The 23,590-nt window shown below is 67.0% G+C and carries 18 protein-coding genes and 1 tRNA gene; 12 read left to right on the forward strand and 7 right to left on the reverse strand.

Features of this window, described 5'->3' with window-relative positions:
* Positions 1-142 (reverse strand): transposase (locus tag VYI76_RS04560; protein ID WP_326523881.1); only part of this gene is annotated, 142 nt, incomplete at its 3' end.
* Positions 143-179: 37 nt separating this feature from the next.
* Between VYI76_RS04560 and VYI76_RS04565 the strand changes: the two genes are divergently transcribed.
* Positions 180-569, forward strand: a complete 390-nt coding sequence (locus VYI76_RS04565) for a hypothetical protein (RefSeq protein WP_326523589.1) — start codon at positions 180-182, stop codon at positions 567-569.
* A gap of 6 nt (positions 570-575) precedes the next feature.
* Entirely contained in the window at positions 576-1,082 is a 507-nt protein-coding gene (locus tag VYI76_RS04570; RefSeq protein ID WP_326523590.1) for a hypothetical protein, read from the forward strand.
* A 474-nt stretch (positions 1,083-1,556) separates the two neighbouring features.
* On the opposite strand, the gene VYI76_RS04575 is transcribed toward VYI76_RS04570, so the two are convergent.
* Both VYI76_RS04575 and VYI76_RS04580 read right to left on the reverse strand, forming a co-directional pair.
* On the reverse strand, positions 1,557-1,838 hold the full coding sequence (locus VYI76_RS04575; protein ID WP_326523591.1) for an RHS repeat domain-containing protein: 282 nt from the start codon (positions 1,836-1,838) through the stop codon (positions 1,557-1,559).
* A 230-nt stretch (positions 1,839-2,068) separates the two neighbouring features.
* Positions 2,069-2,500: a site-specific integrase gene (locus VYI76_RS04580; protein WP_326523592.1), complete on the reverse strand. Its 432-nt coding sequence runs from the start codon at positions 2,498-2,500 to the stop codon at positions 2,069-2,071.
* Between the two features lie 62 nt (positions 2,501-2,562).
* Here VYI76_RS04580 and VYI76_RS04585 point away from each other — a divergent pair.
* Positions 2,563-3,710, forward strand: a protein-coding gene (locus VYI76_RS04585) for an IS3 family transposase (RefSeq protein ID WP_326523593.1) whose coding sequence is annotated in 2 segments (ribosomal slippage) — positions 2,563-2,821 and positions 2,821-3,710 — 1,149 coding nt in all. Because the reading frame shifts where the segments join, the coding sequence is not laid out codon by codon here.
* A gap of 231 nt (positions 3,711-3,941) precedes the next feature.
* On the opposite strand, the gene VYI76_RS04590 is transcribed toward VYI76_RS04585, so the two are convergent.
* Positions 3,942-4,017 (reverse strand) — tRNA-Thr (locus VYI76_RS04590).
* Between the two features lie 187 nt (positions 4,018-4,204).
* Between VYI76_RS04590 and VYI76_RS04595 the strand changes: the two genes are divergently transcribed.
* The 6 genes from VYI76_RS04595 (at position 4,205) to VYI76_RS04620 (ending at position 13,280) form a co-directional block, all read left to right on the forward strand.
* The gene (locus tag VYI76_RS04595; RefSeq protein ID WP_326523594.1) at positions 4,205-5,479 is read left to right on the forward strand and encodes a PAS domain-containing protein; all 1,275 of its coding nucleotides are present in this window, start codon (positions 4,205-4,207) and stop codon (positions 5,477-5,479) included.
* Positions 5,480-5,546: 67 nt separating this feature from the next.
* Positions 5,547-10,169, forward strand: coding sequence for an NAD-glutamate dehydrogenase (locus VYI76_RS04600; protein ID WP_326523595.1), 4,623 nt, complete (start codon positions 5,547-5,549; stop codon positions 10,167-10,169).
* A 124-nt stretch (positions 10,170-10,293) separates the two neighbouring features.
* Positions 10,294-10,941, forward strand: coding sequence for a PepSY-associated TM helix domain-containing protein (locus VYI76_RS04605; protein ID WP_326523596.1), 648 nt, complete (start codon positions 10,294-10,296; stop codon positions 10,939-10,941).
* 10 nt (positions 10,942-10,951) lie between these two features.
* Positions 10,952-11,467, forward strand: a complete 516-nt coding sequence (locus VYI76_RS04610; RefSeq protein ID WP_326523597.1) for a DUF2271 domain-containing protein — start codon at positions 10,952-10,954, stop codon at positions 11,465-11,467.
* Between the two features lie 17 nt (positions 11,468-11,484).
* Entirely contained in the window at positions 11,485-12,297 is an 813-nt protein-coding gene (locus VYI76_RS04615; protein ID WP_326523598.1) for a DUF4198 domain-containing protein, read from the forward strand.
* Positions 12,298-12,386: 89 nt separating this feature from the next.
* Positions 12,387-13,280 carry an FAD:protein FMN transferase gene (locus VYI76_RS04620; protein ID WP_326523599.1) on the forward strand — a complete coding sequence of 298 codons (894 nt, stop codon included), beginning with the start codon at positions 12,387-12,389 and terminating at the stop codon, positions 13,278-13,280.
* A gap of 3 nt (positions 13,281-13,283) precedes the next feature.
* On the opposite strand, the gene glmM is transcribed toward VYI76_RS04620, so the two are convergent.
* Positions 13,284-14,621 (reverse strand): phosphoglucosamine mutase, encoded by a 1,338-nt coding sequence (glmM, locus tag VYI76_RS04625; RefSeq protein ID WP_326523600.1) that lies wholly within the window; start codon positions 14,619-14,621, stop codon positions 13,284-13,286.
* A 60-nt stretch (positions 14,622-14,681) separates the two neighbouring features.
* Here glmM and VYI76_RS04630 point away from each other — a divergent pair, with 60 nt between their 5' ends.
* Positions 14,682-15,959: a dicarboxylate/amino acid:cation symporter gene (locus tag VYI76_RS04630; RefSeq protein WP_326523601.1), complete on the forward strand. Its 1,278-nt coding sequence runs from the start codon at positions 14,682-14,684 to the stop codon at positions 15,957-15,959.
* 510 nt (positions 15,960-16,469) lie between these two features.
* Here VYI76_RS04630 and gorA read toward each other — a convergent pair.
* Both gorA and pepN read right to left on the reverse strand, forming a co-directional pair.
* A complete protein-coding gene (gene gorA, locus VYI76_RS04635) occupies positions 16,470-17,819 on the reverse strand; it encodes a glutathione-disulfide reductase (protein WP_326523602.1) in 1,350 nt (449 codons plus the stop codon).
* Positions 17,820-17,882: 63 nt separating this feature from the next.
* Positions 17,883-20,468, reverse strand: a complete 2,586-nt coding sequence (gene pepN / locus VYI76_RS04640) for an aminopeptidase N (protein WP_443018907.1) — start codon at positions 20,466-20,468, stop codon at positions 17,883-17,885.
* A gap of 109 nt (positions 20,469-20,577) precedes the next feature.
* On the opposite strand from pepN, the gene VYI76_RS04645 reads away from it, so the two are divergent.
* A complete protein-coding gene (locus tag VYI76_RS04645; RefSeq protein WP_326523603.1) occupies positions 20,578-22,284 on the forward strand; it encodes a M28 family metallopeptidase in 1,707 nt (568 codons plus the stop codon).
* 128 nt (positions 22,285-22,412) lie between these two features.
* Positions 22,413-23,543, forward strand: coding sequence for a CaiB/BaiF CoA transferase family protein (locus tag VYI76_RS04650; protein WP_326523604.1), 1,131 nt, complete (start codon positions 22,413-22,415; stop codon positions 23,541-23,543).
* Positions 23,544-23,590: the final 47 nt, after the last annotated feature.

Genomic DNA, 23,590 nt, shown 5'->3' on the forward strand with positions numbered 1-23,590 from the left:
GCCCGCCGTACTTCGACTTCCAGTTGTAGAAGGTCGCATCGCTGATCCCGTGCTTTCGGCAAAGGTCCGGCGTCTTCACGCCAGCCTCATGCTCCCGCAGCACCCCAATGATCTGATCCTCGGTAAATCGGCTTCGCCGCATCGCTCGTCTCCATCTGACGAGCTAACTTACCAATGGCATGAATTCTGGGGAGCAGGTCAGCATCAATCGAGTTGCAAGACGCGATGATGTGAAATCTCCTGAGCGCAAATCACCGAATCCAGGCGGCTCGAAAGGCGGGCCTGCCCATCGTGAGAAAATAAAGGAACGAATAAGAGAACTTGAAGGCGAAGGCATGGAGCATGTAGCTGGTGGTGACAAACCTGAAGAAAGGGTTGATACGCCAGGCGGTGAGAAAGGCTACCGCCGTCCCGATATTACAATGGACGATAACGGCACTCCGTATCGTGAAAATGTCGGCCGACAAACCAAAAGTCGTGGACCTATTTTTCGAGAGAGACGGGCGCAAAATGATATTGAACAAGCGACCGGACAATGTGCATTCACAGCATATAATGACTGCGATTAAGAGAATATGAAAACTAAAACTGTCAGTTTTTTCTCTTATCCAAAAGAGATTATTGAATTATTCCAACCAGTAATGGCTTTGCATAAAGTCCATTTCGCAAAAGTAAAAAAGAATAATCAGGTATATTTCTTTAAAAGAGTTGAAGCTGAGCAAATCATAGATTTTGACAGAGAAATATGGATTGTCTCAGCATCATGTTTTAATATTCAATCTTCAATTCTAGGAAAAATTCAACTCTTTTTGCCAAGTGTGCAAGAACACAAAATATTAATGGGATCTCTATCAATAAAAACAGATGAAACATACAATGAATTAACAAATACATTTAATAGTTTAAAGTATGCTGTTAAAAAATCTTTTAAAGGCGGGATATGGGCAAAAAACACTAAGACTTGTAAAGCGAGATATTATAAAGATATATATATGTCACCGGAAGCTCAAATGGCAAATCAAGAAATTTCTTTTTTGGCGAGATATGGAGAGGGAAATGTTTCATACTTTCTACTCCCATAGAGTTCTTAAATTTTAGAGTATGAATCATAGTGCACTAATTCGGCGCCATATGGAGGCGCGGCGCATTTGCCTCCTGCTTGCAGCCTGAACCGAACAGGCGCACGATAGCGCCCGCTCTTTGACCCGTTAAACTCTCTGATCGCCCACTTCCTACACGGCATCGCCTGTGGTGGACACAGGCGGTGGGTCGGGTATCGCTGGTCCGCCGGAGTCTCGGGGTAGCACGGACGACCGCGAGAAATACGCGTACGACGGGAACGGCAACCGCGCGAAGCTGATGAAACGCGACGGTCGGGTGCTGGGCTATGCGTACGACCTCTTGAATCGGGTGACGGTGAAGACGGTGCCCGACGCGTGCGTGATCGCGGCGCCTGGGTGCGTGAACGTGCCGGGGACGGCGACGCGCGACGTCCATTACGCCTACGACCTGCGGGGGCTGCAGCTCGCGGCGCGGTTCGACTCGGGTGAAGCCGCTCAATCGTCCTTGAGCGGAATGACCGTGAAGCCGTTCAACGGCACCACGACTACGCGACGCGCCGCCGGTCGCACGCCCGATACCGTCCGGGTCGTGCGGTTCCCCGCCGGGTCATAGGAGGTGCCGGCGACCACCCCGCCGTTGCGGCCGTTGGTCGTCGATGCGTTCACCAGACGCCCGAGGGCATCATACTGATAGATGACTTCCTCATCCTGCGCCTGCGCCGGAACCGCGCCGGTCAGCAAGGCCGCATTGACCAGAACCGCTAGACCTCGTCGCATCGTCACATCCTGATCCGCGTTCGGTAAGACGCGAGCATGATCCAATTTTGGCGATAGCTCAAGCTGCCGTATCACTGCGGTTGGAAAGCCCTGAGGTCGCGCCGCGAACTGCGGCCGACGAGAGGCGATACGAAGCTCAAGGTGGCTGCCGGACAGCAAAAAACAAAGCAGAAGAGTGCCCCCGGCTCCCACCGACCGCGAGGGTCAGCGAGGGGCCGGGGGCGCAGGGCTCATGCGGCGCGCATCTTGCTCGCGCCGGCCTCGACCGCCGCGAGCAGCGTGTCGTTGGCGAGGTGGGCGTAACGCATCGTCGACTTGTGATCGGCGTGGCCCAGCACGCGCCCGACCGCGAACAGGTCGATTCCCGCCTGAAACATGAATGACGCAGCTGCATGGCGGCAATCATGAAGGCGGTACCCCGGCAGCTTCGCGTCGTCCCGCGCCTTCTGCCAGGCGTGCTTGATTTCCGTGAACGGTTTCTTCGTCTTCGGGTTGGGCAGAAGATAGGGACAGCCAGCGAACCGAGGCACCGCCACGATGATGTCCACCGCCGCCTGCGACAGGGGGACGTGACGAGCCTTGCCGGTCTTCGATGTAGGGATCAGCCAGGCGCGCCGCTCAAGATCGACGTGCCGCCATTCCGCGTTCAGCAGTTCCGACACTTGGCCTGTCCCCGGTTTCGTGGACACCGAGATAAGGTGTTTAACGGAGCAGGAGGTGTACGATGGGACGACGTCAGTTCAGTCGGGAGTTCAAGGTTGAGGCTGTGAAGCTGGTTCGAGAACGCGGGGTATCTGTGACCCAGGCGTCGCGGGATCTGGACCTTCACGTGAACGTGCTGCGCAAGTGGGTTCGCGATCACGATGCCGACCCTCCGTCAGCTTTTCCCGGTCACGGTCAGATGAGGCCGGAGCAGATGGAGATTGATCGCCTGCGGCGCGAGGTTGCCAAGTTGAAGGCGGAGCGCGACATCCTAAAAAAAGCCGCGGCCTACTTCGCGAAGGACCTGATGTGAGGTTCGGGTTTATCGCGAAGCACCGAGGGGTCTGGCCGGTATCTTGGCTTTGCGAAGCGCTCGGTGTGTCGCGCAGTGGGTTCCATGCGTGGCTGGTCCGTGAGCCGAGCGCTCGGGCACGAGCCGATCAGAAGCTTGGCGCCAGCGTGCGGGCAAGCTTCATCGCCAGCTATCGGACGTATGGCGCTCGGCGGGTCTGGCACGATCTACTGGCCGAAGGCCATTCATGCGGCCTGCATCGCATTGAACGCCTGATGCGGCAGCAGGCGCTGAAGGCCCGCCCCCGTCGGCGCGGGCTGCCCAAGGATGATGGCCAGCGATCCGTGATCGCCGGCAATGTCCTCGATCGCCAGTTCAGTGCTGAAGCACCCAACAAGAAGTGGATCGCCGACTTCGCCTACATCTGGACTGCCGAGGGCTGGCTGTATGTGGCGGCCGTGATCGACCTGTTCTCGCGTCGCGTGGTGGGCTGGTCGATGAGCGCGACGATGACCGCCCAGCTCGTCACCGACGCGCTGATCATGGCGATCTGGCGTCGTGGTGCGCCCGACGCGCTGCTGCATCATTCAGACCAGGGGAGCCAATACACGAGCGAGCAGTTCCAGCGGTTGATGGCCGACAACGGCGTCACCTGCTCAATGAGCCGGTCCGGCAATGTCTGGGATAATGCGGCCATGGAGAGCTTCTTCTCAAGCCTGAAGACCGAGCGGATCGCACGCAAAACTTACCGGACTCGGAACCAGGCCAAAGCCGAAGTGTTCGACTACATCGAACGCTACTGCAACCCAACACGCAGGCACTCGACCTTGGGATACATCAGCCCCATGGACTTCGAGCGACAAGCCAATGTAGCCTAACCACGTGTCCACCAAACCGGGGACAGGTCAATCAATGACGATCATTGATAGAGTGGAGAGCGTCATAGATGCGGGCCAGTCGCCTTTACGGTCGCGTGCATCACGCGTTTAAAATGGGTTTAGCTTGGGTCGAGCACATTTCCTAGCCAAAGCGCCCCACGCAGTACCCAAACACCGACCCAGCCGAACGCACGTCCGCAAGCAACCGCCGCATTTCCCTGCTGAAAGTGGTGGTGCCGCCTACAGGACTCGAACCTGTGACCCCCGCATTACGAATGCGATGCTCTACCAGCTGAGCTAAGGCGGCCTGGTGCGCCGCCGGTGGTGCCGGGGGCGAGGCGGCGGCGCTTAGCAGTGTGGCCGGGCGGTGGCAAGCCGGGTTCTCCGGGGGTGCGAGGCGCGGGGTCCGGCGCGGCCCTTTACGCGGTCTTTACCATGGCTGGCGCACACCGGCGGCGGACCGGGCGCAGGCGCCCTCTGGGAAAGACGACGTGATGGATACCGCGCGCGGCATCGACCATTCGAGCGATTCGGATCGCGATAACGGCGGTGGCCCCCGCGACGGCAACGTCACCGAGGCGGCGATCGACGTCGGCGGCGACGAGCGGCGGATGCACGTGCGCGCGTACAACCACTGGGTCTCCCTGCTCCAGGGGCGCGCCTATCCGTCGATCGAGGATCTCGACCCCGCTTCGATCAGCGATTTCGGGCCGCACAGCGTGCTGCTCGATTTCACGAAGGGGATCGATGATCCGCGCATCGCGTTTCTTGGTCACCGGCTGCGCGACGAATGCGCGATCGATGCGGGGATCATGCTGATCTCGCAGGTGCCGGCACGCTCGCTGCTGTCGCGGCTGACCGATCATTATCTCCAGATCATCGCCAATCGCGCGCCGATCGGGTTCGAGGCCGAATTCGTCGGGACGCGCGGCTACAACACGCTCTATCGCGGCATCCTGATGCCGTTTTCGTCGGACGAGGATTCGATCGACTATATCTACGGCGTCATCAACTGGAAGGAGATGGTGGACGCCGAGACGCAGGCGCAACTGACCGCCGACCTCGCCGCCGCCCGCCGCGCCGCGCCCGTCGCGAGTGCGGCGCCGGCCTGGGCCGACGGCCCGAGCGCCAGCTTCGCGCCGACGCCCGAGGAGCCCGCGGAGACGCCGCTGCCAGCCGGCGCCTCGCTCGACGAACGGCTCGCCGCTGCCCGCGCCAGCGCCGCCGCCTTCGCGGCGAGCGAGGGGCGCAGCCGCACCGCGCTCTACCACGCGCTCGGCCATGCGCATGACATCGCCCGTGCCGCAGCGGGAGAGCCCGAGGCCTATGCCGACCTGCTCGCCGTCGCCGGGCTGAAGGCGCAGGCGCGTGCCCCGATGACGCCGGTCGCGAAGCTGGTGTTCGGCGCCGACTACGACAAGACGCGGCTGACCGAATTCGCCTCGGTACTGACGCATGCCGCGCGGCATGAGATCGGTGCCGGCGGGCTCGGCGCCTATCTCGAGAGCTTCCCCGGCGGGATAAAGGGCGTGGTAGGCGCCGAACGCGCGCTGAAACGCCCGCCGCGGCCGCAGGCGCTGTTCGAACGGGTCGCCGCCGAGCTGCGCGCCCGCCCGACGCTCGGCCATATCGATATCCCGGCCGGCCGCGACAGCGAGTTCGTCGTCCTGCTCGCTCGGGCGAGCGAGACCGGCGGCCTCGACGTCGTCGCGCGGGTCGATGACGATCCCAGGCTGGCCGAACGGCTGGCTCGCCGCGCCGCAGCATAATTCCGCAAGCGCACAAGATTGTTGCGCGGCCCTTGAGCCCCCGACTCAACGGGCGCATAGGGCGTCCATGGCTACCCAGACCAAGACGCTGTCGGCCGCACTCGACGCCCGACTGATCGAAGGCGCGCTGCCCGGAGAGATCGAGGGGATGACCCCGGCCGAACGCGCGGAGGCCGCGCGATTCGTCGCCGAAGCCGCCGCGTCGCGCCCGCCCGGTTCGGCGAAGGTGGTGCTCGAGCCGCTGGAGGCGGAAGGCCATCTGCGGCGGATGCGGCTGGCCGCCATCAACGACGACATGCCGTTCCTGGTCGATTCGATCGCGGCCTCGATCGCTGCGCACGACGTGCCGATCGACCGCGTGATCCACCCGGTCGTGCCGGCCCGGCGCGACGCGGAAGGCAAGCTGCTCGCGGTGGGCGAGGGCGCGCTCGAATCGATGGTCTATATCGAGCTGCATCGCGCCGACGCGCGGGTGCGTCGCGCGCTGGCGGCCGATCTGGAGCGCAACCTGGCGCATGTCCGGAGCGCGGTGGCCGACTGGCCGGCGCTGCAGGCGGCGATGCGCACCGACGCCTCGCGGCTGGTCGCCGACGGCAACATCGAGGGCGGCACGCTGCTCCAGTGGTTCAATGACCGCGCGCTGACATTGCTCGGCCACGAGACCTGGTATCGCGACGGCACCCGTGCCAACCGGCTGGGCATCGCGCGGCACGAATTCGACGTGCCCCTGCTGGCCGACCGGTCGCGCGCGGCGGCGATCGAGTTCTTCGACAAGGGCGGCGCCGCGCCGCTGCTGCTGAAATCCAATTGCATCGCGACCGTGCACCGCCGCGTGCCGCTCGACCTGGTGATCACGCCGGTGCGCGACGGCGGGCAGGTGATCGGGCTGTCGCTGCACACCGGGCTGTGGACGTCGGGCGCGCTGCATGCGTCCCCGCGCGACGTGCCGGTGCTGCGCGAACGGCTGGCGATGATGGAGGCGCGGTTCGGCTTCGATCCCAAGGGTCATACCGGCAAGGCGCTGACCCACGCGCTGACCGCGCTGCCGCACGATCTGACGACGGCGTTCCAGGCCGGCGAACTGGAAAAGCTGGCGCTGACCGCGATGTCGCTGGCCGATCGCCCGCGCCCGAAGCTGGAAATGGTGCGATCCGCGCTCGGCCGGCATATCTTCGCCTTCGTCTGGCTGCCGCGCGACGACGTGACGACGGCGCGCCGGCTGGCGATCGGCGACATGCTGGCACAGGCGGCGGACGCCACGGTGCTCAACTGGTCGATTGCGCTGGAGGATGGGGTCGTCGCGCTGCTCCGCTACACGCTCGACGTGCGCGAGAGTGCGCGGGTGCCGGACGTCGCTGCTCTGGACCGCGAACTGGAGCGGGTGGTGCGCGGCTGGGTGCCGGCGATCGAGGCGGCGCTGATCGCCGATGTCGGCGACGCGCGCGCGACGCGGCTGGCGCTGAAATACGCGAATGCGTTCCCCAACGGCTATCGCCTGCACTACACGCCCGAAGAAGCCGCGCGCGACATCGCGCGCATCGCCGAACTCGACGATGCGGAAAGCCGGTCGATCCGCATCGTCGAAAGCGATGCGAGCGATGGCGAGGTGCGGATCAAGCTGTACCGGCTGGGCGGCCCGCTGGCGCTGTCGGACGCGGTGCCGGTCTTCGAGAATTTCGGCTTCCGCGTGATCGAGGAGGTGCCGACCGCGCTGGCCGACGCCGACCGCGCCTACGTTCATGATTTTCTGGTCGGCGTGCCCGTCGATGTGCCCGCGCTCGACGTGCCGACGATCGAGGCGGCGATCGCCGCCGTATTGGAGGGCCATGCCGAGAACGACGCGTTCAACCGGCTGATCGTCGAATCGGGAATGCGCCCGAAATCGGTGGTGCTGTTCCGCGCCTGGTTCCGCTATCTGCGCCAGACCGGGCTCAGCTACGGCCTGGTGACGGTGGTCGACGCGATCCGCCGCGCCCCGACGGTCGCCGCGGCGCTGATCGAACGGTTCGCCGCCGCGCACGATCCCGCGGCCAAGGATCGCGACGCGCGCATCGCGACGCTCGACCGCACGATCCTCGACGGGCTCGACAAGGTGACGGCGATCGACGACGATCGCATCCTGCGCACGATTCACGGCGTGATCGGCGCCACGCTGCGCACCAACGCCTTTGCCCCCGCCGCGGCCGAGGCGCTGGCGTTCAAGCTCGATTCGTCGAAGGTTCCGGGGCTGCCCAAGCCGCTGCCGTGGCGCGAGATCTGGGTCTACAGTCCGCGCGTGGAGGGCATCCACCTGCGGTCCGGCCCGGTCGCGCGCGGCGGGCTGCGCTGGTCCGACCGGCGCGACGATTTCCGTACCGAAATCCTGGGGCTGATGAAGGCGCAGCGCGTCAAGAACGCGGTGATCGTGCCGAGCGGTGCCAAGGGCGGCTTCTATGCGAAGCAACTGCCCAACCCGGCGGTCGATCGCGACGCATGGTTCGCCGAAGGGACCGAAAGCTACCGTATCTTCATTCGCACCCTGTTGTCGGTCACCGACAACCTCGTCGAGGACAAGGTCGTCCATCCGGCGAAGGTGGTTATCGGCGACGGCGACGATCCCTATTTCGTCGTCGCCGCCGACAAGGGGACCGCGACGTTCAGCGACGTCGCCAACGCGATCGCGCTGGAGCGCGACTTCTGGCTGGGCGATGCCTTCGCCAGCGGTGGGTCGGTCGGCTATGACCACAAGGCGATGGGTATCACCGCCAAGGGTGCCTGGGTCTCGGTCCAGCGCCATTTCGCCGAAATGGGCGTCGATGTGCAGACGCAGTCGATCGACGTCGTCGGTTGCGGCGACATGTCGGGTGACGTGTTCGGCAACGGGATGCTGCTGTCGAAGGCGATCCGGCTGGTCGCGGCGTTCGACCACCGCCACATCTTCCTCGATCCGTCGCCCGATCCCGCGGCGTCCTGGGAGGAGCGCAGCCGCTTGTTCGAGCTGCCGCGATCGAGCTGGGCGGATTACGACGCCAAGCTGATTTCGAAGGGCGGCGGCGTGTTCGCGCGCACCGAGAAATCGATCAGGGTGTCGAAGGAGGCCGCGACGGTGCTGGGCATCGAGCCCGGCGATATCGAGCCCGCCGCGCTGATCTCCGCCATTCTCACCAGCCCGACCGACCTGGTCTGGTTCGGCGGCATCGGCACCTATGTGAAGGCGGCGGCGGAGAACAACGCCGTCGTCGGCGATCCCGCCAACGACCGGCTGCGCGTCGATGCGGAGACCATGCGCGCCAGGGCGGTGGGCGAGGGCGCCAACCTGGGCGTCACCCAGGCGGCGCGTATCGCGTTCGCGGCGAAGGGCGGTCGTATCAACACCGACTTCATCGACAATTCGGCCGGCGTCGATTGTTCGGACAACGAGGTCAACATCAAGATCGCGCTCAACCGCGAGATGGCCGAGGGGCGGCTGGCGGAGGACAAGCGCAATGCGTTGCTCGTCAGCATGACCGATGACGTCGCGCATCTGGTGCTGGAGGACAACCGCCTGCAGACGCTGGCGCTGTCGGTGATGGAGAATGATGGGCCGATCGCGGTGCCCAGCTACGTCCGCGCTATCGAGATGCTGGAGGCTGGCGGACGCCTGGATCGCAAGGTCGAGGGGTTGGCGAGCAGCGAGGAGTATCTGCGGCGGGCTCAGGACGGCACGGGGCTGACCCGGCCCGAACTGGCGGTGCTGCTGGCGACGTCGAAGCTGGGGCTGCAGGACGCGATCGAACAGCGCGCTCTGGGCAGCGATCCGGCGTTGCTGCCCGATCTGCTCGCCGCCTTCCCGCCGGCGATGCGCAAGGGCCATGCCGCCGCGGTCGAGGCGCACCGCCTGCGCGGCGAGATCGTCGCGACCAAGCTCGCCAACCGCATCGTCAACCGGATGGGTGTGCTCCACCCGTTCGAGCTGGCGGAAGAGGAAGGCGCCGCGATGGGCGACATCGCCGCGATGTTCGTCGCGGCCGAGCGCATCTTCGGCCTGCCCGCCCTGTGGGAGGAGATCGAGACGGCGGCGATCCCCGAGGCTGCGCGTATCGCGCTGTTCGAGGAAGTCGCGGTCGCTGCGCGCGCGCAGATCGCCGACCTGCTGCGCGCCGCGCGGCCCGGCGAGGGGCCGGCGGAGATCGTCGCGCGATTGCAGCCCGGTATCGATGCGCTCGACCGGCAGACCAAGGCGCTGCTGCGCGAGGAGGCGCGTGCCGGCAGCGACCGCATCGTCCAGCGGCTGGAGGCGGCGGGCGCGCCCGGACCGTTGGTGCGCCGTATCGTTCGACTGTTCGAGCTCGACGGCGCGGTCGGCCTCGCCGATCTCGGCCAGCGGCTCGGTCTCGACGAGACGAAGCTGACCCATGCCTTCACCCATCTGGGCCAGGCGCTGGGGCTCGACTGGGCACAGGCCAATGCCGCGCGGATCACCACCGGCGATCCGTGGGAACGCCTGCTGATCGCCGGGCTCGCCCGCGATTTCCAGCAATTGCGGCTGGAATTCCTGGCGCGGGCGGGCGGGGCGGATCCGCAGGGCGCGGTGACGGCGTGGCTCGACGCCAACAGCTCGCGGGTGGCGCAGTTCGCCGAACTGGTCCGTCGCGCGCGCGCGGCCCCCGCGCCCAATGCCGCGATGCTCGCGCAGATCGCCGGACAGGCCAGGGTATTGCTGGGGCGGTAGGATGAAACGGACAGGTGCAGTCCGGACGACGGTGTGAGCAGGGGCGCGGTTCGGCCCTTGTTCTTGAGAATGGTTCGCGTTATCGGCCCGCATCAGCCACCGCGTTCGGATTCGCGCCTTGCTCATGACGTCATCGCAGCCCGCGCGCGCGAAGCCCAAGTCCAGCGCCAAGGCGTTCTGGCTGAAGCAGCTTCACACCTGGCACTGGGTCAGCTCGGCCGTCAGCCTGATCGGCCTGCTGCTGTTCACGATCACCGGCTTCACGTTGAACCACGCCGCCGAGATCGAGGCGAGCCCGACCACGGTCGAGAAGGCCGCGCAATTGCCGCCCGCGCTGCTCCGCCACGTCGCGCCGGACGGCGCGGCGGACGCGAAGAAGCCGCTGCCCGCGCCCGTCGCCGACTGGGTCCGCGCGACCTTCCCGACCAAGGCGCAAGGCGTCGCCGAATGGTCGGCGGACGAGGTCTATCTCGCCTTGCCGCGCCCCGGCGGTGACGGCTGGATCGCGATCGACCGCGAAACCGGCGCGGTCACCAGCGAAGCGACCGACCGCGGCTGGATCGCCTACCTCAACGATCTCCATAAAGGCCGCAATTCCGGTGCGGTCTGGAAATGGTTCATCGACGTCTTCGCGTTCGCGTGCCTGGTCTTCTCGCTGACCGGCCTCGCATTGCTGTGGCTGCACGCCAAGCGGCGGCCCTCGACCTGGCCGCTCGTCGTGCTGGGCCTTGCCATTCCCGCCGCGCTGGCGGTCCTGTTCATCCATGTCTGAGGGGTCTTCGATGCACCTTGTCCACCGTATCGCGCTGACCGGCGCGCCGCTCGCCGCGCTGGCCGCCGGCCCTGCCGCGGCGCAGTCTGTCGAGCTGACGATCACCGTCCCGCGGCTGACCGTCGCCGAATATCACCGCCCCTATGTCGCCGCCTATATCGAGGCGCCCGGCAAGCCCGCGAAGACGCTGGCCGTGTGGTACGACGACGACATGAAGGCCAATGAGGGCACCAAATGGCTGCGCGACGTGCGGCAATGGTGGCGCGCCTCGGGCCGGACTATGAACTTTCCGGCCGATGGTGTCAGTGGCGCGACGCGCGCGCCCGGTACGCACAAGGTCGTGCTGACCGGCGGACGCGGCGGCCTCGCCGGCATCACGCCGGGCCAGTACACGCTGGTGGTCGAGGCCGCGCGCGAGGCCGGTGGGCGCGAGGTCGTCCGCCTGCCGTTCGTCTGGCCGCCAAAGCCGGCCGCCATCAAGGGCACGAGCGAACTCGGTGCCGTCAGCATCGCGCCGAAGCGCTGAAACAGGGAGAAGAAGACATGATCCGCAAGCTGCTGATCCCCGCCGCGCTGGTTGCCGCGGTTGCCGCGCCCGCCGCACTCCAGGCGCATCGCATGTGGCTGATGCCATCGATCACCGTCGTGTCGGGAGAAGACGACTGGGTGACGTTCGACGCCGCCGCATCGACCAACGTGTTCGAATCCGACCACCAGCCGCTGCGCGTCCAGCCGGAAGTCGCCCAGCCCGACGGGTCGGCAGGGAAGGCCGAGAATTTCGCGACCGGCCGCTATCGCTCCACCTTCGACGTGCACCTGACGCAGAAGGGCACGTGGAAGGTCTATCTCGCCAACGGCGGCGTGATGGGCAGCTATACGCTGAACGGCAAGGAGGAACGCCTGCCGCGCGGCACTACCGCCGACAAGCTTGCGACCGCGATCCCCGCCGGCGCGACCGACGTCAAGCTGACCGAGAGCGACAATCGCTACGTGGTCTATGTCACCTCGGGCGCGCCGACCGATACGGTGCTGAAGCCGACCGGCAAGGGGCTGGAGGCGAGCTTCGCCACCCATCCCAACGATCTCGTCGCGGGTGAGCCGCTCGCCGTCACGTTCCTGCTCGACGGCAAGCCCGCCACAGGGCTGAAGGTCACGCTCGCCAAGGCCGGCATGCGCTATCGCGACGCGACGCAGGAGCAGGAACTGACCACCGATGCGCAGGGGCGCGTCACGCTCAAATGGACCGGCCCCGGCATGTACTGGCTCAACACCAGCGCGACCGGGGTCAGCACCGCCATTCCCAATGCGCAGAAGCGGATGGCCTATACCACCACGCTGGAAGTGCTGAACAGCTGAGCCCGCGCGTCGCGATCCCCCCGGTCGCCCCGTCCGCCTTCCACAGGCGGACGGCGGGCGCGCGTATCGTCTCGCTGGGAGGCGAGACGATGGGGACGAGCTGGTCGGCGAAGATCGTCGATCCCGCTGCCCCGCCTGCGGACGGCTGGTCGCCGGTCGTCGATGCGGCGCTCGACCGCATCATCGTCGAGATGAGCCAGTGGGTCGCGGATTCGACGCTGTCGCGGTTCAACCGGGCGCCGGTCGGCAGCTGGCAGGACATGCCCGCCGACCTGCGCCGTGTCGTCGATGCCGGGCGCGCGATCGGCCAGGCGAGCGGCGGCGCGTTCGACATCGCCGGCGGTGCGCTTGCCGACCTCTGGGGTTTCGGCCCGCCCGGCGCGCGACGCGGCCTGCCGGCCGATGCCGACGTTGCCGCCGCCCTCGCCCGATCCGGCGGCGATGCCATCGAATCCATGGGCGACCGTGCCCGCCGGACCCGCGACGTCGCGCTCGACCTGTCGGGCATCGCAAAGGGCTTCGCCGTCGATGCGGTGGCTGCGGCGCTGGCCGGGGCGGGCGCCAGCGACTTGCTGGTCGAAATCGGTGGTGAGTTCGCCGGGCGTGGCATTCGCCCCGACGGCCAGCCCTGGTGGGTCGACCTGGAGACCCCACCCGGCATCAGCATCGCGCCGCTGCGGATCGCGCTCCACGGCCTCGCCGTCGCCACTTCGGGCGACTATCGCCGCTTCGTCGCGCATGAGGGGCGTCGGCTCGGCCATACGATCGATCCGCGCACCGGCCGCCCGATCGAGAATGGCGTCGTCTCCGCCAGCGTGATCGCCGGCGATTGCATGACGGCGGACGGCTGGGCGACCGCGCTGACCGTGCTCGGTGTGGACGCGGGCATGGCGGCGGCCGAACGCCAGGGCCTCGCGGCGCGGCTGGTCACCCGCGACGGACGCGAATATCTCTCGCCCGCGCTCGTCGCGATGCTCGGCTGACGCTCAGGCCGCCGCCTTCACCGCGGCGCAGATGCGATCGACCACCGTCTCGACCTGCCGCGCATCTTCCCCTTCCGCCATCACCCGGATCACCGGTTCGGTGCCCGACTTGCGGATCAGCAGCCGTCCGCGCCCGTCCAGCTCGCCCTCGGCGGCCGCGATCACGGCCTTGACCGTCGCGTTCTCCAGCGGCTGCCCGCCGGCGAAGCGCACGTTCTTCAGCGTCTGCGGCAGCGGATCGAACCGGTGCAGCACCTCGCTCGCCGGCGCGCCGGAACGGACCACCTCGGCCAACACCTGAAGCGCGGCGACTAGCCCGTCGCCGGTCGTCGCATAGTCGGTCAGGATGATGTGGCCCGACTGTTCGCCGCCGATATTGTAGCCCGACGAGCGCATCTTCTCCAGCACATGGCGGTCGCCGACCTGGGTGCGCACCAGCCCCAGCCCCTGCGCGGACAAATGCCGTTCCAGCCCCAGGTTCGACATCACCGTGGCGACCAGCCCGCCGCCCCGCAGCCGGCCCGCACGCGCCCAGCCGCCAGCGATGGTCGCCATCAGCTGGTCGCCGTCGACCACCTCGCCCGTTTCGTCGACCACGATCAGCCGGTCGGCGTCGCCGTCCAGCGCGATGCCGATCTGCGCGCCCGACGCGACCACCGTCTCGCACAGCGTCAGCGGCGCGGTCGATCCGACCTGGTCGTTGATGTTCTTGCCATTGGGGGTGACGCCGATCGTCACCACCTCGGCACCCAGTTCCCACAGCGCGGACGGCGCGACCTGATATCCCGCGCCGTTCGCGCAATCGACGACGATCTTCAGCCCGTCGAGCCGCAGGTCGGTGGGGAAGGTCGATTTGGCGAAGTGGATGTAGCGGCCACGCGCGTCCTCCACCCGGCGGGCGCGGCCGATCTCGGCGGCGGGCGCGAGGTCGATCGATCCCTCGATCCCCGCCTCGATCGCGGCCTCGTCGGCGTCGCTCAGCTTGTAGCCGTCCGGGCCGAACAGTTTGATGCCATTGTCGAAATAGGGGTTGTGGCTCGCCGATAGCATCACGCCCATGTCGGCGCGCATCGACGCCGTCAGCATTGCGACGGCCGGCGTCGGCATCGGCCCCAGCAGCACCACGTCCATGCCGACGCTGGTGAACCCCGCGACCAGCGCCGATTCGAGCATATAGCCCGACAGGCGGGTGTCCTTGCCGATCACCACCCGGTGGCGGTGGTCGCCGCGCAGGAAGTGCTTGCCCGCCGCCATGCCGACCTTCATCGCCATCTCGGCGGTCATCTTGTCGGCGTTGGTGAGGCCGCGGATGCCGTCGGTCCCGAAATATTTCCTTGCCATCTTTCCCGTTTCCGCAACCTTGTGAACGCGCCATAGCGCCCGACCACCGGAGAATCGAGCATGTCGCAAGCCACCCGAATCCTGACCGCGCTGGTAGCGGGGCTGCTGCTCGGGATCGGGCTCGCCTATTGGTCGCCGGCGACCGATGCGGCGCTGCTGGCGGTGGCCGAGCCGGTCGGCACCCTGTGGCTGAACGCCCTTCAAATGACGATCGTCCCGTTGGTCGTCGGCCTGCTGGTGACGGGCATCGCTGCGAGCGCGGAGGCGGCGCGGGCGAACCGGCTGGCGTCGCGCGCGCTGGTGATCTTCATCGCGCTGCTGTGGACCTCGTCCGCGCTGGCCGCCGTCATCATGTTCGTCCTGCTCGACCTGTTTCCGCTCGGCGCGGCCTCCGCCGAGGCGCTCAGGTCGGCGGTGGCGAGCGCGGGATCGGTCGGAGAGGTGCCGCCGTTCGCCGATTTCATCGTCGCCATGGTGCCGACCAACCCGTTGAATGCCGCCGCCAGCGGCGCCTTCCTGCCGCTGATCGTTTTCACCGTCGTGTTCGCCTTCGCGGTGACACGCCTGCCCGACGCACCGCGCAAGCTGTTGACCGGCGTGTTTCAGGCGATCGCGGACACCATGCTGATCGTCATCGGCTGGGTGTTGTGGCTGGCGCCGATCGGCGTGTTCGCCCTGGCTTTCGGGGTGGGGGCGAAGGCCGGCGCCGCGGCGTTCGGCGCGCTCGTCCACTATGTCCTGATCGTCACCGCAACCGGCGCCGCGGTGACCCTGCTCGCATTTCCGGTCGCGATTTTCGGTGGCAGGTTGCGGCTGGGCGACTATCTGCGCGCGATGACGCAGCCGGCCGCGGTGGCGGTATCGACCCAGTCGTCGCTCGCCTCGCTGCCCGCGATGCTGCGCGCCAGCGAGAGGCTGAACATTCCCGTCGCTACATCGGGCGTGGTGCTGCCGCTCGCGGTCGCGGTGTTCCGCTACACGGGACCGGCGATGAACCTGGCGGTCGCGCTCTACGTCGCGCATATCTTCGGGGTGGAACTGACGCCGACGCAGGTCGCGATCGGCATCGCCGCGGCGGCGGTCACGACGATGGGGTCGGTCAGCCTGCCCGGCACCATCAGCTTCGTGTCGGCGATCGCGCCGATCGCGCTGGCGATGGGCCTGCCGATCGGGCCGCTCGCGCTGCTCGTCGCGGTCGAGACCTTCCCCGACATCATGCGCACACTGGGCAATGTCAGCATGAATGTCGCTGCGACCTCGGCGATCGCGAAGCGGACGGGGGGCGACAGGACGGCGGAAAGCGAGGCGGACGAAATCCTGGCGCGGGCGCCCGAATGAGGCGGGGCGGCGTGCCGACTTGCAGATCGCGACGAAGCTTTGGTGCTAGCTGATGTTTACGCTTTCGCCCCTGACGCGCATCGATCGATCGCGCTTAAGAGCTTCTGCACGACCGAGCCGCCATCCTCGCCATGTTAAGAATATCAACCAGAAGCCTGTTGCCAGAGTCCAAAGCAGTATTCCCGCTGGCGCGGGAAGCAATAATGCCGTGAGCATGAAGAGGGGTACTAGCGGAAGTATGATCGCCCCTGACGCTCGACCACCAGACCTCGACAGCGTCTCGTCGACCCAACGGCGTATAGTCAGGTATCGCATAGTCGCGCCATCATGGGGCGCCCGCGCGCGTCGCGCAACGCCGGAGACGGAAGCAGAAGCCGCTGGCCTGGTCAAACCGCTGCGGTCAAAGCCCGCGTCGTCGGACGGCGCTTCGCGCCGCCGGCCGGCTGAGGCCGCGCGCTTTGCGCGCCGGCGCCGTCCCCCCGACTTACGCCGTGGCGACGCGCCTCGGCCTCAGCGCATCAGCACCAGTTCCTCCGCCATCGACGGATGCAGCGCCACGGTCGCATCGAAATCGGCCTTGGTCAGTCGTGCCTTCACCGCGATCGCCGCGGCCTGCAGGATTTCCGGCGCGTCGGGGCCGATCATGTGCAGGCCGACGACCCGGTCGGTCTCCGCCTCGCAGATCATCTTGTACAGGCAGCGTTCGTTGCGGTTCGCCAGCACGTTCTTCATCGCCCGGAAATCGGACGTGTAGACGCGGACGTTGCCCAGCTTCTGCTTGGCCTCCGATTCGGTCATGCCGACCCCGGCGATCGGCGGGTGGCTGAATACCGCCGCCGGGATGCAGTCGTAATCGACCCGCGTCGGCTTGCCGCCAAAGACGGTGTCCGCGAATGCCTGCCCCTCGCGGATCGCGACCGGGGTCAGCTGGACGCGGTTGGTGACGTCGCCGACCGCGTAGATCGACGGGCAGGAGGACTGACTATCCTCGTCCACCGGCACCGCGCCCTTGGCGTCGAGTTCGATCCCCGCGCTCTCCAGCCCCAGCCCTTCGGTATTGGGGACGCGGCCGGTGGCGAACATCACGCAATCGACCTCGACCGGATCGTGGTTGGTCATGCTGACCTTCAGGCTGCCGTCGGCCTGTTTCTCTATCCCGGCGAACTCGGCGTGGAAGCGGAAATCGATGCCCTTCATCATGCTGATCTGGAGCAGCCGGTCGCGGATCTGGGCGTCATAGCTGCGCAGGATCACATCGCTGCGGTTGATGAGCGTCACATGGGCGCCGAACTGGTGAAAGATGCCGGCGAATTCATTGGCGATATAGCCGGCGCCCGCGATCAGCACGCGCCGCGGAATGGCGTCGAGGTGGAACACCTCGTTCGAGGTGATGCCGTGTTCGCTGCCCTTGCACTCGGGCACAGCCGGCCGCGCGCCGACCGCGATCAGGATACGTTCCGCCGTCACCTCGCGTCCGCCGGCCAGCTTCACGCTGTTCGGCCCGGTGACGACCGCGCGTTCGGGGATGATCTCCACCGAATGGCTTTCCAGCGTGCTGGTATAGGCGCCGTTGATCCGGTCGACCTCGGCCAGCACATTCTCCTGCAGGCACTTCCAGTCGAACTCGGGGGCGCTGGGCACGCGCCAGCCGAAGCGCTGGGCGTCCTTCAGATCCTCGGCAAAATGCGCGCCATAGACCAGCAGCTTCTTGGGCACGCAGCCGCGGATGACGCAGGTGCCGCCGACGCGATATTCCTCCGCCACCGCGACCCGCGCGCCGTGCGCGGCCGATACGCGCGCCGCGCGCGTGCCGCCCGATCCCGCGCCGATGACGAAGAGATCATAGTCATAGCCTGCCATGCCGCGCTCCCGCTTGTGCCGGGGCCGCGTTAGGATGCCCGGCGCGCCCGCGCAAATCCCGCGTCAGTCGAGGCTTTTGGATGCCTGTTCGAACATGTCCTTGGACAGGCCGGGCGTGGCCAGGATACGGTCCAGTTCGGCGCGCATCAGGCCGGCGCGCTGCGTATCGAAACGGCGCCAGCGGCCGAGCGGGGGCAGCAGCTTCGCCGCAGTCTGCGGGTTCAACCTGTCGAGCGCGATGAGCTGGTCGGCCAGGAAGCGGTAGCCGCCCCCGCCGGCCGCGTGGAACGCGCGCTGGTTGACCCCGAACGCGCCGACCAGCGCCCGCGCGCGATTGGGGTTGGCCAGCGTGAAGTCGCGATGCCGCGCCAGCATCTCCACGGTCGCCAGCGTGTCGTCGCGCGACGACAGCGCCTGCACCTGGAACCATTTGTCGAGCACAAGCGCATTGTCCGAATAGCGGTTGTAGAAGATGTCGAGCGCCGCCTCGCGCTCATCGGCGGCGCCATTGACCAGCGTCACCAGTGCGCCCTGCCGGTCGGTCATGTTGTCGGCCGCCTCGAACTGGCGGAAAGCGAGTGTTGCGGCATCCTCCGCGCCGCTGGCGGCGATATAGCCGAGCGCGACGGTGCGCAGGCGGCGGTCGCCCTTCGCCGCCGGGGTATATTCGAAGCGGTTGGCGCGGGCCGCGTCATAGGCGGCGCGCCAGTCCTTCTCCAGCGCGCGGCCCAGATCGCGGCGCAGCGCCTCGCGCGCGGCGAAGATAGCTTCAGGGTCCACGCTCGCCATCTGGTCGCCGACGAAGCTTTCGGACGGCAGTAGTACAGCCTCGGCGATGAAGGCGTGGTCCAGCGCGGCGTCGGCCAGTGTACCGCGCACCGCATCGATGACGGCAACGTGATCGCCCCGCCCGTCGGCGACGGCGCCGACCAATGTGTCGAGCATCAGCTGCTGCATCGCCTCGTAGCGGGCGAAGGGATCGTCGTCGTGCGCCGACAGGAAGGCGAGATCCTCGGGCGTCCGGTTGGTATCGACGATGACAGGGGCGGAAAAATCGCGGTTGATCGACAGCACCGGGCGTTCGCCGATATTGTCGAAGCGGACGGTCTCCTCTGCGCCGTCGAACATGACGAGCCGTTCGGGGATCAGCGGTGTCGCGGTCTGCGCGCCGAACAGCTTGAGCCTGAGCGGCAACACCATCGACGCCTTGTCGGGCTGGCCCGGTGTCGGCGGCACGCTCTGCGCCAGATGCAGTGTCGCGCGGCCGCCCTCATGCGTCAGGCGGGCAGTGACGCGCGGGGTGCCGGCCTGCGAATACCACAGGCGAAACTGGGTCAGGTCGACGCCGCCGGCTTCCTCCATGCAGCGCACGAAATCCTCGCAGGTCGCGGCGTGACCATCGTAGCGGTCGAAATAAAGGTCCGCCGCCGCGCGGAAGCGTTCAGGGCCCAGGATGGTGGCGATCATGCGGATCACCTCGGCGCCCTTGTTGTAGATCGTCGCGGTGTAGAAGTTGCTGATTTCCATGTAGGAATCGGGGCGCACCGGGTGGGCGAGCGGGCCGGCATCCTCCGGGAACTGCGCCGCACGCAGGCCGCGCACGTCCTCGATCCGCTTGACCGCGGCCGATCCCTGATCGGCGGAAAAGCTCTGGTCGCGGAAGACGGTGAAGCCTTCCTTCAGGCTGAGCTGGAACCAGTCGCGGCAGGTGACGCGGTTGCCCGACCAGTTGTGGAAATATTCATGCGCGACGACGGCTGCGATGCCGTCATAGTCATAATCGGTCGCGGTGTCGGGATCGGCCAGGATGTAGCGGCTGTTGAAGATGTTCAGCCCCTTGTTCTCCATCGCGCCGAAGTTGAAATCATCCACCGCGACGATGTTGAAAACGTCGAGATCATATTCGCGCCCATAGACGCGCTCGTCCCAGCGCATCGACGTCTCCAGCGCCTGAAGCGCGTGGTCGGTCTTGGGGAGGTCGGCTTCGCGCACCCAGATGCCGAGCGTCACGCTGCGGCCCGAGCGGGTGACGAAGGTGGAGGAATTGGCGACCAGATCGCCCGCCACCAGCGCGAACAGATAGCTCGGCTTGGGGAAGGGGTCGTGCCATTCGGCCCAGTGCCGACCGTCGGGCAAGTCACCCGAAGCGACGGGATCGCCGTTCGCCAGCAGCACCGGGAAGCGCGTGCGGTCGGCGGTCATCCGCACCTTGTAACGCGCCAGCACGTCGGGCCGGTCAGGGAAGAAGGTGATGCGGCGGAACCCTTCCGCCTCGCACTGGGTGCACAGCAGCCCGCTGGAGGCATAAAGGCCCATCAACTGGGTGTTGGTTTCCGGCGCGATCTCGACCTCGGTCGCGACCTGATGGGCATCGCCGCCCAGTGTCACGATCAGTTCGGGACCCTCCATCGCCCAGTCGGCCGTGCCGCCGTCGACCGTTACGGACAACGCTGACAGCCCGTCCCCGTCCAGGCGCAGCGGCCGGTCGTGGTCGCCGTTGCGCGCCACCGAAAGCACCGCCTTCACGCGTGTCCGCGCCGGATCGAGATCGAAATCGAGCGCGATGTCGGTCACCAGCCAGTCGGGCGGGCGATAATCGCTGCGGTGGATCACGTGCGGGGCGGCGGCGGTGGTCTGGACGTCCATGATGCCGTTCATATGCCCCTCCGGTGCAATTGCCAGCCCGCCGATTGCGCGCGCGCCGACAGCGCTGCTACGCATGAACCAGCCCTATTCTCCCAAAAGGACTCGTCCGACCTTGCGCATCCTTCGTCTCGCGGCCGTCTCGCCGCTCGCCCTGCTCGCCGCCGCCGCGCTCCACGCTCAGGAAGCCCCGGCCCCCGCGCCCGCCCCGCAGCCTGTCTCGGCCACCGAACTCGCCAAGCGCAACGCGACGGTCAACGCCGCGCTGCCCCCGGCCGAGGCGGCGATGAAGGCGCATGTGATGTTCCTGGCGTCCGATGCGCTGAAGGGCCGCGAGGCTGGGACACCCGAATATGACATCGCCGCGCAATATGTGGCATCGCAATTCTATGCCGCCGGGCTGCGTCCGGCGGGTGATGCCGGCAGCTATCTCCAGGCCGTGCCGCTGATCCAGGTCAAGGCGAAGGACAAGGGCAGCCTGAGCTACACGCCCCCGCGCGGCAAACCGGTGCCGCTGGTGTTCGGGCAGGATTATGCGCCGGGCACCAACGCCTCGCAGGCGACCACCAACGTGACGGGCGGGCTCGCCTTCGTCGGCTATGGCATCGTCAATCCCGAAACGGGCCGCGACGATTATGCCGGCGTCGACGTGAAGGGCAAGATCGTGCTGGTCTTCGGCGGCGCGCCCAAGAGCTTCCACCCGGAGATCCGCGCGCATTACGGCAGCCTGCAGTCCAAGCGCCAGGTCGCGCAGATGAAGGGCGCGGCGGGCGTCATCCTGATCGAGAATGCGGCGGGCGCCAAGGCGGGCAATTTCGCCAGGCTGGCCGAAGGCTACAACCGCAGCCGCACCGCCTGGGCGAAGGACGGCGTCGGCTTCGATCCGGCGCCGCGCGCGCCCGCGCTCGGCTCGATCAGCCAGGCCTATGCCGCGAAGCTGTTCGGCACCGGCTGGGCGGCGATCGCCAAGGGCGCCGAATCGGACGAGACCAGGTTCAAGGCGCAGGCATTGCCCGGCACGCTCAGCGCCACGATCAACACCGAATGGACGACGGTCGCCAGCAGCAACGTCGCCGGCATCATCCCCGGCGGCGATCCGAAGGTGAAGGACGAAGTGGTCGTCCTCACCGCGCACCTCGACCATGTCGGTGTCGGCCGCGCGGTGAACGGCGACACGATCTACAACGGGGCGGAGGACAATGCCGTCGGCATCGCTTCGCTGATCGAGGAAGCCAAGAAGTTCAAGGCGAGCGGAACGCCGCCCAGGCGCTCGATCCTGTTCCTGGCGGTCACCGCCGAGGAAAAGGGCCTGGTCGGCGCCGAATATTTCGCCAACAATCCCAGCTTCGGCGCCGACGTGCCCGGCGGCAGGATGGTCGCCAACGTCAACCTCGACATGCCGATCATCACCTACAAGTTCGAGGACGTGATCGCCTTCGGCGCCGAACGCTCGACGCTGGGGCCGATCGTCAAGCGCGCGGCGGCCGGGATCGGCGTCGGCTTCTCGCCCGATCCGATGCCCGACCAGAGCCTGTTCGTGCGGTCGGATCACTATCGCTTCGTCCAGCAGGGCGTGCCCAGCGTGTTCCTGTGGCCGGGCGTCAAGGGGCCGGGCCAGGCCGCGGTCGACGAGTTCTTCGCCAAGCATTACCACAAGCCGTCGGACGAGCCGTGGAACCCGGCGATCGACTGGTCGCAGGGCGTGCGCTTCATCGAGGTCAACTACGCCATCGCGCGCGAGATCGCCGACGCGGCCGAACGCCCGGCATGGAACAAGGGCGATTTCTTCGGCACCTTCTACAACGGCCACGGCGCGAAATAGGGCGCCGGTTTCTTCGCCGTCATTCCCGCGCAGGCGGGATAAATTCTGGCCAGCCTCACGGTTCCTGCGGCAAGGTCAGCCAGAATTGACCCCGTCTGCGCGGGGATGACGGTGGAAGAGGACATTGCATGCCCGGCGCACTCGACGGCATCCGGATCATCGAGTTCGCCGGGATCGGCCCCGGTCCGTTCGCCGGCATGATGCTGGCCGATCACGGGGCGGAAGTGATCCGCATCGACCGTCCCGGCACGCCGCCGGCGCCGCATGACGTGCTGTCGCGATCCCGGCGATCGATCGCGATCGACCTGAAGCAACCGGCGGGGGTCGCGCTCGTGCGGCGGCTGTGCGCGGAGGCGGACGGCCTGATCGAGGGGTATCGGCCCGGCGTGATGGAACGGCTGCGGCTCGGCCCCGACGTGCTGCTCGGCGACAATCCTAAGCTGGTCTATGGCCGGATGACCGGCTGGGGACAGTCGGGACCGCTGGCGCAGGCCGCCGGCCACGACATCAACTATATCGCGATCTCGGGCGTGCTCCACACGATCGGGACTGCGGGCGGCAAACCGGTGCCTCCGGTCAATTATGTCGGCGATTTCGCGGGCGGCGGGATGATGCTGGCCTACGGGATGCTGGCGGCCTTGCTGAACGTGGCGCGAGGCGGCGGCGGCCAGGTGATCGACGCGGCGATGACCGACGGCTCCGCGCTCATCGCCGCGATCCTGTGGCGGCTGAAGGCGGAAGGGCGCTGGGCCGACCGGCCGGGCGTCAACCTGATCGACGGCGGCGCGCATTTCTACGATAGCTATGTCTGCGCCGACGGCAGGTTCGTTGCGGTCGGCGCGATCGAACCGCAATTCTACGCCGAACTCCGCGCCGTCGCCGGCGTCGCCGATGATCCGGCCTTCGACGCGCAGTTCGATCCGCGCACATGGGGCGCACTGAAGGAAAAACTGGCGGCGATCTTCGCGACACGCCCGCGCGACGAATGGGTGGCGGCCTTCGCCGGACGCGATGCCTGTTTCGCGCCGGTGTTGTCGCTCGACGAGGCGGCGGCGCACCCGCACAATGTCTCGCGCGGCACCTATCTGGAGGTGGACGGCCTGCGCCAGCCCGCGCCCGCGCCGCGCCTTTCGACGACGCCCGCCGCCGATCCCGCCGCTCCGGTCACCCCGGGCGCCGACACCGACGCCGTGCTTGCCGCGCTCGGCGTGGCGGCGGACGAGGTCGCCGCGCTGCGCCGCGATGGCACCATCGGCTGACAGGGGGTTTGCGCGAAGGCCGCGCCTGCCCCACATAGGCGCGCGAT

This window comes from Sphingomonas sp. (assembly GCF_035910975.1).
GTDB lineage: Bacteria > Pseudomonadota > Alphaproteobacteria > Sphingomonadales > Sphingomonadaceae > Sphingomonas.

Bases quoted from the DNA above. Each gene is read 5' to 3' on its own strand.
- VYI76_RS04565 (WP_326523589.1), top strand. From the start codon at position 180: ATGAATTCTGGGGAGCAGGTCAGCATCAATCGAGTTGCAAGACGCGAT.
- VYI76_RS04570 (WP_326523590.1), top strand. From the start codon at position 576: ATGAAAACTAAAACTGTCAGTTTTTTCTCTTATCCAAAAGAGATTATT.
- VYI76_RS04575 (WP_326523591.1), bottom strand. From the start codon at position 1,838: ATGCGACGAGGTCTAGCGGTTCTGGTCAATGCGGCCTTGCTGACCGGC.
- VYI76_RS04595 (WP_326523594.1), top strand. From the start codon at position 4,205: ATGGATACCGCGCGCGGCATCGACCATTCGAGCGATTCGGATCGCGAT.
- VYI76_RS04600 (WP_326523595.1), top strand. From the start codon at position 5,547: ATGGCTACCCAGACCAAGACGCTGTCGGCCGCACTCGACGCCCGACTG.
- VYI76_RS04605 (WP_326523596.1), top strand. From the start codon at position 10,294: ATGACGTCATCGCAGCCCGCGCGCGCGAAGCCCAAGTCCAGCGCCAAG.
- VYI76_RS04610 (WP_326523597.1), top strand. From the start codon at position 10,952: ATGCACCTTGTCCACCGTATCGCGCTGACCGGCGCGCCGCTCGCCGCG.
- VYI76_RS04615 (WP_326523598.1), top strand. From the start codon at position 11,485: ATGATCCGCAAGCTGCTGATCCCCGCCGCGCTGGTTGCCGCGGTTGCC.
- VYI76_RS04620 (WP_326523599.1), top strand. From the start codon at position 12,387: ATGGGGACGAGCTGGTCGGCGAAGATCGTCGATCCCGCTGCCCCGCCT.
- glmM (WP_326523600.1), bottom strand. From the start codon at position 14,621: ATGGCAAGGAAATATTTCGGGACCGACGGCATCCGCGGCCTCACCAAC.
- VYI76_RS04630 (WP_326523601.1), top strand. From the start codon at position 14,682: ATGTCGCAAGCCACCCGAATCCTGACCGCGCTGGTAGCGGGGCTGCTG.
- gorA (WP_326523602.1), bottom strand. From the start codon at position 17,819: ATGGCAGGCTATGACTATGATCTCTTCGTCATCGGCGCGGGATCGGGC.
- VYI76_RS04650 (WP_326523604.1), top strand. From the start codon at position 22,413: ATGCCCGGCGCACTCGACGGCATCCGGATCATCGAGTTCGCCGGGATC.